This window comes from Paenibacillus sp. ACRRX, from assembly GCF_022346885.1.
Taxonomy (GTDB): Bacteria; Bacillota; Bacilli; order Paenibacillales; family Paenibacillaceae; genus Paenibacillus_B.
The window spans coordinates 44,327-58,254 of record NZ_JAKRNK010000006.1 but is presented as its reverse complement, the minus strand read 5'-3'; the positions used below and the strand labels follow the sequence as shown (position 1 = coordinate 58,254).

Here is a 13,928-nt window from a genome sequence, read left to right as displayed (position 1 = left end):
TTGCCACCAAAAGGATGCTTGATTGGTGAAGTTCCTGCCTACACCTTGGCTATCCCTGCGTCCTGCTGCTGATAAACGATTTGCAAACTGTTCACGAGCGATAGAGCCAGTTCTTTAGCCTCTTGTGGCGTATCACCAACGGTAATAACGTAACCTAAGCGATCATCTGAGCTCTTAGCTGGCGAAATGATTTCACCTGGGGATACACTAATTTGATACCGGACAACGCTAGGGTGCTGGCTCCAACTTTCGAGCCCCTTTAAATTTGCAAAAATCCCCTCACGCTCTGCGGTCACATAAGCAATCGCCGCCGCCCGCTCATGCTTCCTCTGAATCGCAATCGGGTTATCCAAATAAAAGTTAACTGTTGCTTCGAAGATGTCTACGCCTAATGCCTGCACTAACAAGTCTGAAGAAATATTATCGCCTCCCGGCCGACCATTTACCTCAATGATTCGTGCTCCGTCACTTGTAAGCTTTACTTCGACATGGCTGGGCCCATTCGTAATTCCAATCGCTCTTAGCGCCTTAACAGCCGTGTGCACGATCTCGTCCTCACGATCTGTATGTACCGAAGTAGGAAGCGTATGGAGAACCTCAACAAAATAGGGTAAAGGTGAAGTTGTTTTCTCGGTAACGACTGAAAACAGCGGTACACCCTCACTAACGAACAACTCTACGCTGAATTCGGGACCTTCTAGATATTGTTCAACCAAATACTCCTCACGAACTTTAAAATCCATATAGGATACTTTAAATTCGACAATAACATCCATAGCTGCTTGTAATTCATTAACACTGCTAATAAAGTATACATGCTGACTGCTTGCACAATTAGTGGGCTTTAATACGATGGGGTACCCAATATCAGCTGCTGCGGCAGCCGCCTCCTCGAAGGTTCTCACCTTCCTAAAAGCCGCACTAGGAACACGATGCTCCGCATAGGCTTCCCGCGCCAAATCTTTATTTCTAGATTTTAATGCTGCCTCAAAGGGAACCCCCTTGAGTCCAAGGCGTTCAGCCACTTTAGCCGTCAAATGGGAAGCGTAATCCGTAGCTGGAATCAGTGCATCCAGTTGATCGGCATATGGAGATTGAACAATCGCCTGATAGAGCGATTCCTCATCCCTAATGTCAGCCACAATAAGATCGTGATAAATACCTTCATACCCATATTTCTGTGGATTATTAGGCGAAGATACGATTGAAATCACTCTATGTCCCTGCTCAAAAGCAGCTTTCACAAAACTAACACCATAGAAGCTCGGTTCAACAAAAGCTACTGTTTTGCTTGTTGTCATAAGTGTTGGCCTCCCTTTACTGTTACTGACTGCTTATGCGCTGCTTTGCTGCTTAGCACATAATATACGATAAGTCCGATCAACATCAGCCCACTCATACACATAAACCCCACTCCTGGGGAATAGCGATCAATCACTATCCCAAGGCCTGTCGCCGAGACGGTTTGCAAAAGCAAGGATATGGCCATCCAGACCGAAGTCGCTCGCCCCATGTAGGACTTTGAGACAGACTCCATCAAGGACGTTGTCACTAGGATACGTAAGGAAGAGTTCGTTAGCCCAACTAACACGCTGCCTAGATATAAGATCAAAATTGTAGAGTTTACGGCAATGGCGAGTAAGTTGAGTACAGATACAAGGAAAAACAGTAAGATTGTGCCATGACGAGATATTCTTTTGGCCAATGGGGCAGCTATAAACCCCGACAACAACCCACCGATTCCATAGCTCATATCCGCCAGTCCAAATACAACCGAGTCTCCTTGCACAGCAGTACTCACGTAACCCGGCAGGACGACATTATATACCATGGTGGATACAAGCGGGACAATCGATACAACCCCTAATAAGAAAATATAAGGACGCTCTATTAGATAACGAATGCCGTCTTTGAACGTTTGATAAAAGGAGTCCGTCTCCTGTTCTAGTGGGAGTGGCGCATATTGAATCCTCCTGAGAAACAAGCTGCTTATGATAAAAGCCAGCGCATTCAGCAGCAGTATGACTTCGAAGCCCACATATTTGTATAATACGCCTGACAGGGCACCCGCCATAAACATGCCTACTTGCAGACTGATCTCAATTAAGGAGTTGCCATGTATCAGATCCTTCTCAGGGACAATCTCTTGCACTAGACTTCGTGAAGCTGACATGTACAGAGCCCAACCCATGCCATTAACAATCGCAAAGGCATACAAATACTCAATGCGGAACCCCGTCCATACAAAAGCAGCAGTTATTAACAGCAATGCTGCGGCACGTACGATGTTTGCCCATAAAATAATCGTCTTGCGATTCCATTTATCAATGAATGAACCTGCAAATGCCGAGATCAGAAAACCTGCAATTACGTTAAGGGACAACATAAAGCCGATTGAGCCGATAGACCCGGTCTTATCCATTAGATACCAGTTGGCACCAATCGTACTCATCCCTACCCCGAACCCGGAAACGATGTCCGCGATAAAGTAATGACGGAAGTTTTTGGGTTTTAGTACGCTAAAGACCACCTGCACCACCTACGATATCCCAAATTTGTTGTTGCAGCGGTTCCAGTCCAAATCCTAAATAGTTCAGCACATCGGTATGTGAACCTCCATAAATCGGCCAATGTTCACCACAGTGATGTGAATAAATCTCATGCCTTGGCAGCAATAAGGCAAGGTACGATGCTGTACTTCCGGTTGCGCGATGCTCCTCTACTACAAGCAGACGTTTGGACAAAGCACTTAATTCTTCAATATAGGATTTAATACTTTGAATATCGATGTAACATAAATGCGCATGAACGATAGCAGGATTTTGTTGAACAATCTGCTTGCATAATTCCGTTGCTTGCTCCCCCACCGAAACGATACATAATGGGGATTGATCGACAGCTTCACCCCCTTCGACAATGATCTCCCTGCAGTCTGTGTCCGCTTGTCGCTTCATACTGTCAAAAGTGTCATTTCTAGAAAGTCGGATGTAATACGGCTCTGTCGAGGCTGCTGCCTCTTGAATCACTGTTCTGGTCTCCTGTTCCCCATGTGGACAAGCAATTCGAACCTGCTGCAACGATTGGAGGATAGCAATGTCCTCCAGAGCATGATGCGTCGTGCCAAACCATCCCCCGGATACACCACCATATGCCGCGACTACTTTCACATTTTTGCCCATGTAGCCCAATGCAAGTTTGATGCTTTCAGCTGCACGCAGGGCGGCGAAAGAGGCAAACGTGGAGAAAAACGGGACATATCCAGCTTCTGCAAGTCCAGCTGCCATATCTATTCCTGCCATCTCCGCAATTCCAAAGTTAAAAAAGCGCTCAGGATGCTGTTGTTGAAAGGGATGATTTTTGCCGCCCAGATCTGCCTCAATACACACTATCCGGTCGTTAAGAACAGCTAGCTGAGCCAGCTCAGCTTTGTAAGAATCCCTGCCCGACATTGTCATGCGAGACTCACCTTCCATCTATATGCCAACTTTTCCGATATCTTTACATAATGAGCTTCGGGATTGCCTTCTATTGCTGCTACACCTTTGCCTTTTATCGTATTGGCGAGAACAGCAACAGGTCTCTCTGAATCAGGTTCTATTGCTGCAAGAATTTGTTCAAAATGATGGCCGTCGATTTCTCTGACTACAAATCCAAACGCTTCAAAACGCTGCCGCAGATTGCGGATCGGAGATATGTCATGAACATACCCGTCATTTTGCCCACCATTACAATCGATAATATAAATAAAATTACGCACTGCTTGTGCTTGCACGATCTGAGCCGTTTCCCAGCAGAGTCCTTCTTGCAGTTCACCATCCCCGCCGATCACAATCCCTAATCCATTCGTTTGTTTCATCTTCTGTGCCAGTGCCCAGCCTGCCGCATAAGGAATTCCATGGCCCAGACTTCCAGTGGCAAAAGGGATGCCAGGCAATTTGTGATTCGGATGACCGGTAAATAGTGACCCTTCCTGGCCGTAGCTCTCCGCTGGATTATCTTGCACGATTCCATTCACATGAAGTGCAGCGTATAATGCCGCAGCAGCATGCCCTTTGCTCAGAATAATGGCAGTATCCGGATCTTGCCCATACTTCGCATACGCGCCAATCAATAGATCAATAGCAGACAAACTTCCACCGATATGACAGCCTGTAGCCGCAGCTGCCATATCGATAATTAATTCCCTTGCTTCCCTTGCTCTTTCGAGAAGCAAAGAAATCTCATTTGTCTGCTCACGACGCTCAGACTGCTGGGTAGGTATCATATCCCTCATCTACTCCTCCAGTCGCAACCGAAACCATTCGGTTACTGCGTCTTTTAATATTACTCTGGTCGCTGCTGCTTCTCTGTAGTGTAAGTACTCATCATTGGTATGATCCAAACTTGAATCGCCAGGGCCATAGGCCACCATAGGAACCGTGCTCCAAGTGGTTGCCAGTGTGTTCATATCGCTTGTTCCACGTTTCTTAATATAATGTATTGATTTTCCTTGCTTGGAAAAGCTGCGTACAAAGGCTTTTACAAGTGAACCCGAGCGTGCGTTAGCGTAGCCGGGTGTCGCACGTAATACCTCAATCGTCACTTCTTTGCCAAATGTTAAATCAAGCTTTTCTGCATAATCTTTACCCGCCGCTTGCGACACCCTGAAATTCAAAATGCTTGTTACCGTGAGAAATCCTCTTGCCTGTTGATGTTTAATATCAATCAGCGATGATAACGATTGGGAATCGATATCGCGAACTCGCTGGCGGATTTCTCCCGCTACATGATACAATTCGTCAATTACACTAATGCTATCTTTGGCTGCAGTATGCTCCTGCGCCCGATGAATGGTAATCCGCAGCTTAAACAAACCGTAGTAACCGAGTGTCAGATTGTGTTCTCCGCTAGGTTCCCCAATAATAACCGCATCTGCGGAATAATGATCACGAATGAAGTAAGCACCTTTGGAAGACGATATCTCTTCTTCGACAGCTCCTATGACCAGTAATGAGCCATGCTCCGGTACATCAACTTCTTGCAGCATATGAATAAAATTAACGAAGCTGCCTTTAGCATCTACGACACCTCTGCCTGTAATTCCGTTTGTATCCGTACGAACCGGCCACACATGAGGCACTGTATCGATGTGGCCCAGCAGAAGCAGCGTGTGCGGACCGCTCCCTTTTCTGAATACGATATTGCCTGCTTCATCTATAGTCCCAGACACGGAGGGAAGCTTGATCTCATCCAACAAATAATTGGCGAGTTCGTGCTCATCCTGGGAAACAGAAGGAATTCGTGCAACTTTGTTTAGCAGATCAAGCGCTCCCAGCTCCCTGCTAACGTTCCAGAACCACGTCTTGCTGCCTAGCAGCGTATGCGGGCCTGAAATGAAGACATCACAAGCTCCCTCAAGAATTGCCAGCTGCGCAGCACGTACCTTCTGCTTCATGCGCCCTTGAACAAAGCTTAATTCATCATCTGTATAGATATCCGAAATCGTGGACGATGGATCACGAATATCTAGCAGCAAACCAGAAGTACCGGTAACAAAGCGTAAATGATGGGCTTCCAGTTCAATCGCTAAATGAGCTGCCAGTATATCGGCATCGATATTAATATACGTATCTAATGTAGGATCAAAGATCGGTGGAGTCAGACACACCACATCAAAAGCCGTTAAAGCTGACCGCAAAAATGACGTGTGACTGCCTGTGAATTGTCCGAATAAAGAATCTCGGATAATAACAGTTCGTTCATCCTTAATGGCCTTAATTGGTTTGGCCTTCTGGCCCGAGATGAGACTATGATCGCCACCAAGCTGGGCGTATACAGATAGACCATAACTTTTTAACTGCTTATCAATGATCGATAAAATATTCTCATGATAAGCTGCACGGATAATAGGCATTTCATCAGGAGCACAGTACCTCGCTTCATCACCAGATGGCAAAGTAAGAAAAGGCATTGGACGCGATATTGATTCATATTTGAGTCGAATAGCTTCTGCACCGCCTGCCACAAGCAGAACCTGATGCCCTCGCTTTACGATGCGATTGATTTCCTCAAAAATTTCAGGGTGATGGACAATCGTACTGCTGCCCAGCTTGATTACATACAGACTTTGGCTGCTCATTAAGGCCACGCTCCTTCACCTTCAAATCGCAGGCCTGTCTCCTCGTCAAAGCCAAAATAGAGATTAGCCGCCTGAATCGCCTGACCTGCGGCACCTTTTATTAGATTGTCAATAGTGGCGATGGACACACAGTTTTGCCCTTCTACATATGCACCAATCTCGGCATAATTTGTACCTACTACAGTCTTTATCATAGGAGAACCGCTGCCCGAATTGAAATAATGGAGAAAGGGCTTCGATGCATACGTGCTGTAGAAAGCTTTCTTTACATCGACGGCGCTTACCCCCTCCTTTAGCAAAGAATAGGTAGTGGCCATAATTCCACGGGGCAAGTCCAGACTATAGACTGAAAATTGCAACGCTACTGTATGGTGAAGATGGTAGTCTAGCGCGTGCTCAACCTCCGGCTTATGACGGTGGCCATGAACCTTGTAGGCCCTAAAATTATGAGCGCGCTCTGCATGATGCTCAGTAGTTGATTTGCCGCCGCCGCTTGAACCTGTCTTCGCATCCGTTATGACACGTGGATCAATGAGATCGTGCGCAACGAGTGGATAGAGCGTGTACAGCGCGGCCACCGCCATACAACCAGGTAGATTGACGATCTTCTTCGTAAGATCAATCTTACTGAATTCTGGGATAAAATAATGCCAGCCGCCCTTAAAATTGTACTTTAGCGTTTCGGGATAATGTTGCTGCAATTGATCAGAATCGGCTAAGCGATAATCACCGCTGACATTAAAAATGTAATCGGTATGCTCCGCAACATGTTGGATCACTTTAGGCAAAGCCCCTGTAGGCAAACACGAAAAGATTGCATCGTAATGGCCGTGCAGCTCGGCCATTTTACTGAATTTAAGCGGGCTTATCTGCTTTTTATGAATCGAACTGATGTAGTACTTGTCGACCGATTGGCCCGCTTTGGATTCAGAGGATACAAAATCAATGTCAAATTGGGGATGCCTGCGCAGCAATCGATACAGTTCAGCGCCTGTGAACCCGCTGCCACCTAAAATGGCTGCTCGTATTTTTCGGTTGTCGGTTATGTTCATCCTAATCTGGCGTCCCTTTCATACAACACTTTAAGGTTATCGCCCCGCTCCACTAGTTCGCGAATGATATGCGGATTCGCATCAATCTTCTTAAATGCCAACGCGTAGGCTTGTATTCGCTCATACTCGATCGGTGTCCTTAATTCTCGACATATCGTCAAGCTGTTGCGCAGCATGTTTAATGTGACGGGAAAACGAACTAGATCATACCCAAAGTCTTTACGATCCGATAAGGTGAAAGGATATCCCGCTCCAAAGCCTTTACGATTTTTAAAGGGGAGATGCCCCGGAATCGGCACATTTTGCCACTCTCTCGCATAAACGCCTTCTGCATTTATAAGCTGCTGAACCGCATCTTTTACACGGTAATCTTCAAGGTCTGCTAATCCGAGACGTTCCGGTGATAATTTCACACGATACATGTTATAACTGTGCTTATATCCATCAGGCACGAGCGGTCCGCTAAACAGCTTTGTCTCTGCTAGCGCATTTGTCAAATACGCCGCATTCCGTGCTCGAATGGCATCATAATACGGAAGGCGATCCAATTGACTCAAGCCAAAGGCCGCAGCGATCCAGGACATGCGGTAGTCGATGCCCGATGAATCAAGAAAATGAAGGGCACGTTCATAGTCTTCCTTCTCTTTAAAGAAAGCGATGCCGCCTTCTCCACCTACAGGGAAATTTTTGTCCGCCATTAAGCTTTGACCTGCGCCATCACCAATCGAGCCTGCCACTTGTTCATGGATGGAAGCCGAATGCGCATGGGAGGCGTCTTCAACAAGACGGAGCGAGTACTTGTCTGTCAGCCGTCTTAATGCGGACATATCAGCTGGCAGACCATGCACATGTACAGGCATAATCGCTTTGGTCTTCTTCGTAATGGCCTGCTCTGCTTGCACAGGATCTAAGCAGTATGTGATCGGGTCTATATCTACGAAGATAGGGATCGCCTTGGCAGCTACAACCGCCTGCGCCGTTGCAATAAAGGTGAACGCCGGGACAATAACCTCATCACCAGGCTGAACCCCGACGCCAACAAGTGCGAGGTGCAAGCTTGATGTGCCGCTTGCTGTGGCTATCGCATAATTAGCTCCAACGTAATGGCGATACGCCTCCTTAAATTCATCCACGACCTGATCACCGTCTTGCTGGATCGAGACTAGCATTTGAATCACGTCTTCTTTCGTAATAATCGGAAAATTGGTCCGACGCACGTCTTCAGGGATTACCGCTGGTCCGCCCCCATAAGCCAATGGTTCTCGAACCGAATCGTCTGATGGCAGCTTGAGCGGTTTACGAATAAAATCGGTCTTCATTAGGATGGATGCCTCCTTAATAACGCTATTTTCACGCATGCTGCTACGAGCGGGCTGAGCCTGTAGTTGAATTGAGCTGCTGGTTGCAGCTCTGGTTCACTTTCTTCCTGCGTCCACATCGTTTGCAGATCAAAGGCACCGAAGATTTTTAACCGCTCTGCCTTTTTCCATATGTTCTCGTCATTTATAGCAATTGCAGCAGCAGGACCGAATCCTAATGGAGTAAAATCGAGCACAAGAACAGGGGCAAGACCGCTCACAGCGAAGATGGATGGATTTAATTGATTTAGATTTTCCCACGTCAGCGCAATTGAAGTATATGCCTGCTCTGTCTGCGGATCTGATACGAGACTGATACCTAGCCAACGCAAGAACTTTTGTTCCTGTTTACTTGGCTGCTCCAACCTTACAGTGGATTGGTAAACAATGTCCTGCCCCCACAATGCACCGTGAATCGCCCCTGTATAGCTGTTAAACAAAGATACATAGGCAGTTCCTGTCAGCTTGGCAATGATTTTCTCCAATCCTTTTAATTCATGATCATTCTTCTCTATACTCATAATAACGCCTGAATTCAGCACTCTCGATAATACAAAAGATAAGGGAAAGTAATGTTCTTTTTGAATGACGGTCTTTAACTTCATTAATGTTTCACCCATTTAACAATTATACCTCCCTGAATACTATGAATTAATAGTGCAGTTTACCCTGTTTTCCCGACCTAGTACCTCACTTACATAATGTGCAATATGATAAGCCACATCCACCCCATGGACTTTCCACGATTTTGAAAATTCAGGGTTCTGATTCACTTCACAGACAACATAACGCAAATGTTTATAATCAAAAAACAAATCTGCACCGTATATGCCCTCGCCTAACACTTCGACTAATCGTTCACAAATAGCAAGGATCTCGTCGTTAATCGTAAGCAGTTCAATATCTGCACCGAGATGCGTATTTGTCTTCCAGTTTTCAGTGGAGACCCGACGGAATGCGACAATCGGTGTTCGGCCGACTATGACAACACGGATGTCATAATCCCCCTTCTCCACATATTCCTGTACTAAGACGGGAAAGGATTGATGACCAGGATCTACGGATTCACGCGCCGCTATCCATCCCTCTAAGCAATCTTTGCCTGTAATTCTTGCAATTCCTCTCCCCCATGATGAGGTTGCAGGTTTAATGACACAGAGGTCTCCGTACTCTTGCAAAGCATCAAACAGCTTTGCAGGAGTAAAGATTATTTTAAAATGAGGCTGGGGAACCCCAAATTTCTCAAACACGATGGCTTGATGGATCTTATTGGTGCAAATGGTGATTGCGTGGGTTGAATTTATGGTTTCCATACCAGCTAACTCAAGCAGGCGGGATCGATTCATCGCACTTTTCTGAGAAAGACAACGAATGAGCGCAAGTCCAAATGAGTGTGCATCAGAACCTGCTAAAGGTAACTCCATGGAATCCAGATTAACTTGTACGCGAATACCAAGATTGCCAAGATGAGCCATAATACGTTGTTCTTCCTCTCTCAGCTTTGTCACACATAATAAAACAGCACTGCTTTGATCCATGTTAATTTCCTACTCTCCCCAAGTTTCTTCAATCTCCGGAGCAAGAGCTATCGTGACAAGATTGGCTTCCACTTGAACCTCGTGCTCTTGACCGCAAGATTCACATTCCACGATCTCACCTGTAGTTGCGCGTTCTTCTACTTCAATTTCCGACTTACATACGAGACAGCTTAAATCTGCCATTTCCTAACACCTCCATTGATTTGTTTAAAACGGTTTATTATAACGGAATAATCCCTTATAACCTACTTTGTTACTACATCCCACTGATTGACCTGGTTAAACGTACCTAGATTTAAAGGTTTACCTGTAAGCACAGCTTTGGAAACTACCTGTAATCGTTTCTCTGAATAAACAGCTAACGTTGGGACTTCATCATGTAATACTTCTTGTAATCGATTGTAAATCTCATGACGCTTCGTTTCGTCGATTTCTTGCTCGCCTTTTTGAATCAGCTCATCGACTAGTGGATGATGATAACGAATGACACTGTCAGGGTCTTTACTTCTATAAGTTGTAAAATAAAGGCTGGGCTCGATATAATAATCTCTTGTAAAGATGGTAATATCATGTTCGCCTTTCTCAACCTTGTCGATTAGTGTAGGGAAATCAAACTTTTGGACGTCTATGTTCAGCCCTATTGCTTCTAGATTTTGCACTACTATGTCTGCTGCCTGTTCACGAACCTTATTGCCTACGGGTATTAAGAATGTCAGGGTGCGCTTGAAATCCCACCCCGTCTCTTGCAGCAATTGTTTTGCTTTTTCAGGGTTAAAATCATAGGGCTTAATGCTTTTGTTAAAGTAAGGGTGAGAGCTTGGAATTCCACCGTCAATAATTTCAGCTTGACCTTTTAAGAGCTGATTGACGATAAGCGGTCGATTCAACGCATACGCGATGGCTTGACGCACCTTCTTATCAGGCAGCTTTTCTGTATTAAAGAACAACTCAGCAGGTTCAGAGGCTGGTGCCGAAGTTACATTAACGTTCTCAAAGCTTTTTACTTTGTCATATTCGGTGATCGGGACTAGTCCCACAGGTAAAGAGTTCATCTGAATTTCTCCGGTTTGAAGCTGCGCTACAAGATTCGGCGCCGGAAGCACTTTTATAAAGATTCTGTCAATCTTTGGGGCGTCAAGGTAGTAATTTTCATTTTTGGAGAGCTCCACATATTGTCCTTTCTGATAACTAGTGAATCGATAAGGGCCAATCGTTACCGTCGGTTTCTGGAAATATTCATGTGTGGATAGCTGCTCAGGGTCAACGTTCTTTAGAATATGAGCAGGCAGATAGTTGACCTTTACACCAAAACGTTCATTAAACACAAGCGGGTCGATCGGTGTTTTGGCTTTAATTTCGAAGGTAGAAGAATCGATTATTTTAAGTCCGGAAATGTCTGCTGTCTTTTCTTCTAATTTACCAATCTCATTCAATCCTTCTATAAATGACAGCTTAAATGAGGTATCCACTTTCGGGTTAAGCGCAAGCTTTAAGGTGAATGCAACGTCAGCAGTCGTAAATGGAGTACCATCATTCCATTTGGCATTGGGTTTGAGCGTAATCCTGTAGGTCTGTTTATCCTTTGTCTTTATAGATTCCGCCAACTTCGGAATAAATTGTGCTGTATCCGTGACATCCAACAAAGAATCGTTTAATAAGCTGATCGGGGCGAGCGAGGCCGAATTGTCTTGTGTATTGATCTGATTTAAAGTAACTGGAGCGTTGACAATGCCAATTGTGATTGTTTTTTTGACGATTGTTTCGCTAGCTCGATCATTTGAGGTTTTATTTTGTGCTCCAACATCTGCTGACTCTGACTTACTGCATGCAGATAGTAACAGCAGCAGGATCATTAACAAGATAAATGGCTGTAACCAAACGCTTTTTCTCATTGTTTCGCCCCCAGTTTGTAATGACTTAATGTTGCTAAATGAAAGCTTAGGAAGTTAGTTAAGCTTTTGCATCAAGCGCATCACGCAGGCCATCCCCTACAAAGTTAAAAGAGAGCACTATCATTAAGATGACAACGCCTGCGGGCACCCACAACCAAGGTTGTTCCGTTAAAACCGTCAAGGATTGGGCATCATGCAGCATGTTGCCCAAACTTGCCTGTGGGGACTTAATACCCATGCCAAGAAAGCTAAGACCCGCCTCGCTGAGAATGGTACCGGCAATCCCGAAGGTAGCATTTACGATAATAGGAGCTGCCGCATTCGGCAAAATATGCCTAAACAAGATGCGCGGCGTACTATAACCTAACGTAATACTTGCTCGAACATAATCCGTCTGCTTGATGGACATGACACTACTGCGGACGAGCATGGCAAGGGTAGGCCACTTGAAAAGAGCAAGTACGAGTATAATCGTAAACACATCAGCACCTAATACGCTCACGATGACCAACACGACCAGCATATAAGGGAAGCTTAAGAAGATATCCGTAATACGCATAATTAGCGTATCGAGCCAGCCGCCAAAGTATCCTGCCAGCATCCCGATTAAAGAACCAAATATGACGTATATGATGACCGTGAAGAAGCCAATTAGCAGGGATATCCTCATGCCGTAAATGAGCCGACTTAATACGTCTCGCCCAACTTGATCGGTACCTAACCAGTTTGTGAGCGAAGGAGGAGCAGAGAAAGATGCTGTAACTTCATTCGGTTGGTATGGGGCCAACCACGGGGCAAGCAACCCGACACTAAGCAGCAGCAAAGTTATGATACAGCCCCATACCCCCATTTTGTGCTTGAAGAACTTGCGTTTAATTTGGCTGACATACTTCTCAACCACATAATCGGCTTGTTCACTTGACTCGTTCATATCGGAGGCAGGGACCTCTTTTCGCCATGACAGTTTCGACAACTTCGTTACGGACATTTTCTCCCTCCCCTCAGCTGTACTTCATACGCGGATCAACTAGCGCATACAGGATATCCGTTAACAAATTGGTGGTGAGTACGATACATGCTGCCACGATATTTAATCCCATTAATGTTGGGTAATCCCGGGATAAGAGTGCTTCCATCGTCAACTGTCCGATACCTGGCCATTGAAAGATTTGTTCAATGATAATACTTCCACCGAGCAGCAGGGGTATCTCAGTACCTACTATTGTAATAATCGGGATGAGCGCATTACGAAGCGCATGCTTATTCGTTACCATAAACTCATTTATTCCCTTTGCACGGGCAGTCCGTAAATAGTCCTGCTGGAGTACTTCCAGCATGCTCGCGCGTACATAACGCACCTTTTTTCCAGCGATCGTAACCCCCAGAACCATAACAGGAAGTATCAAATGAGCGAGGATGTCACCGATCCCTCCTGTGCCTCCAAGCGTTGTCATCCCCCCTGTTGGCAGCCAGTTTAATTGAATTCCTACGATATAAATCAAGCCTAGTCCGAAAAAAAAGGGGGGAATAGATATGCCGAGAAATGATAAACCCGTCAATAGATAATCAAGGTTAGAATTTTGTTTAACTGCGCTAATTACTCCTATAGGGATGGCAATTACAACACCTATCATTAGGGAGGATGAAGCCAGCAGCAAGGTAGGCCCGATTCGCTCGCCGATCAACTGTGAGACAGAGGCAAAGCTGCTAAAGGAATAACCAAGTTCCCCTTTTAACAATCCGCTCAACCATTTGACATACTGAACATATAATGGATCATTTAAGCCAAGAAGTTCTTTTTTTAAATCCAGCATTTCTTTTGGAATATTAGGATTAATCAACATGTCAACAGGATTACCAGGCGCCATGTTCATAATCAGGAAACTTAAGATGGTGATCCCAAAAAAGACAGGTATCGAAATCAATAGCCTGCGTATGATATACCGCCCCATCATCACTTCCCCCTTCAA

The 13,928-nt window shown here is 45.3% G+C and carries 13 protein-coding genes; all 13 read right to left on the bottom strand.

The genetic code is table 11. The annotated features are described in order from the left end of the window. Nucleotides 1-38: 38 nt before the first annotated feature. The gene (locus MH117_RS17800; RefSeq protein ID WP_239330823.1) at nt 39-1,301 is read right to left on the bottom strand and encodes an ATP-grasp domain-containing protein; all 1,263 of its coding nucleotides are present in this window, start codon (nt 1,299-1,301) and stop codon (nt 39-41) included. After that, nucleotides 1,298-2,530 (bottom strand): MFS transporter, encoded by a 1,233-nt coding sequence (locus MH117_RS17795; RefSeq protein ID WP_239330822.1) that lies wholly within the window; start codon nt 2,528-2,530, stop codon nt 1,298-1,300. Before MH117_RS17795 ends, MH117_RS17800 begins: the two co-directional genes overlap by 4 nt. Beyond that, entirely contained in the window at nt 2,520-3,473 is a 954-nt protein-coding gene (locus tag MH117_RS17790) for a transketolase family protein (RefSeq protein WP_239330820.1), read from the bottom strand. The genes MH117_RS17795 and MH117_RS17790 overlap by 11 nt, the downstream gene beginning before the upstream one ends. Next, on the bottom strand, nt 3,452-4,273 hold the full coding sequence (locus MH117_RS17785) for a 1-deoxy-D-xylulose-5-phosphate synthase N-terminal domain-containing protein (protein WP_239330816.1): 822 nt from the start codon (nt 4,271-4,273) through the stop codon (nt 3,452-3,454). Before MH117_RS17785 ends, MH117_RS17790 begins: the two co-directional genes overlap by 22 nt. Continuing rightward, complete coding sequence (locus tag MH117_RS17780; protein ID WP_239330813.1) at nt 4,274-6,118, bottom strand: M20/M25/M40 family metallo-hydrolase; 1,845 nt, start codon at nt 6,116-6,118, stop codon at nt 4,274-4,276. Then, on the bottom strand, nt 6,118-7,170 hold the full coding sequence (argC, locus tag MH117_RS17775) for an N-acetyl-gamma-glutamyl-phosphate reductase (protein WP_239330810.1): 1,053 nt from the start codon (nt 7,168-7,170) through the stop codon (nt 6,118-6,120). The genes MH117_RS17780 and argC overlap by 1 nt, the downstream gene beginning before the upstream one ends. Next, the gene (locus tag MH117_RS17770; protein WP_239330807.1) at nt 7,167-8,489 is read right to left on the bottom strand and encodes a DegT/DnrJ/EryC1/StrS aminotransferase family protein; all 1,323 of its coding nucleotides are present in this window, start codon (nt 8,487-8,489) and stop codon (nt 7,167-7,169) included. The genes argC and MH117_RS17770 overlap by 4 nt, the downstream gene beginning before the upstream one ends. Continuing rightward, nucleotides 8,489-9,148: a degT/DnrJ/EryC1/StrS aminotransferase gene (locus MH117_RS17765; RefSeq protein ID WP_239330804.1), complete on the bottom strand. Its 660-nt coding sequence runs from the start codon at nt 9,146-9,148 to the stop codon at nt 8,489-8,491. Before MH117_RS17765 ends, MH117_RS17770 begins: the two co-directional genes overlap by 1 nt. A 24-nt stretch (nt 9,149-9,172) precedes the next feature. Next, nucleotides 9,173-10,066, bottom strand: coding sequence for a RimK family alpha-L-glutamate ligase (locus MH117_RS17760; protein WP_239330801.1), 894 nt, complete (start codon nt 10,064-10,066; stop codon nt 9,173-9,175). Between the two features lie 9 nt (nt 10,067-10,075). After that, nucleotides 10,076-10,249 (bottom strand): lysine biosynthesis protein LysW, encoded by a 174-nt coding sequence (locus tag MH117_RS17755; protein WP_239330798.1) that lies wholly within the window; start codon nt 10,247-10,249, stop codon nt 10,076-10,078. Between the two features lie 62 nt (nt 10,250-10,311). After that, nucleotides 10,312-11,958, bottom strand: coding sequence for an ABC transporter substrate-binding protein (locus MH117_RS17750; RefSeq protein ID WP_239330795.1), 1,647 nt, complete (start codon nt 11,956-11,958; stop codon nt 10,312-10,314). Between the two features lie 58 nt (nt 11,959-12,016). Further along, nucleotides 12,017-12,946 (bottom strand): ABC transporter permease, encoded by a 930-nt coding sequence (locus MH117_RS17745; RefSeq protein WP_239330792.1) that lies wholly within the window; start codon nt 12,944-12,946, stop codon nt 12,017-12,019. A 13-nt stretch (nt 12,947-12,959) separates the two neighbouring features. Then, nucleotides 12,960-13,910 (bottom strand): ABC transporter permease, encoded by a 951-nt coding sequence (locus tag MH117_RS17740; protein WP_239330789.1) that lies wholly within the window; start codon nt 13,908-13,910, stop codon nt 12,960-12,962. Nucleotides 13,911-13,928: the final 18 nt, after the last annotated feature.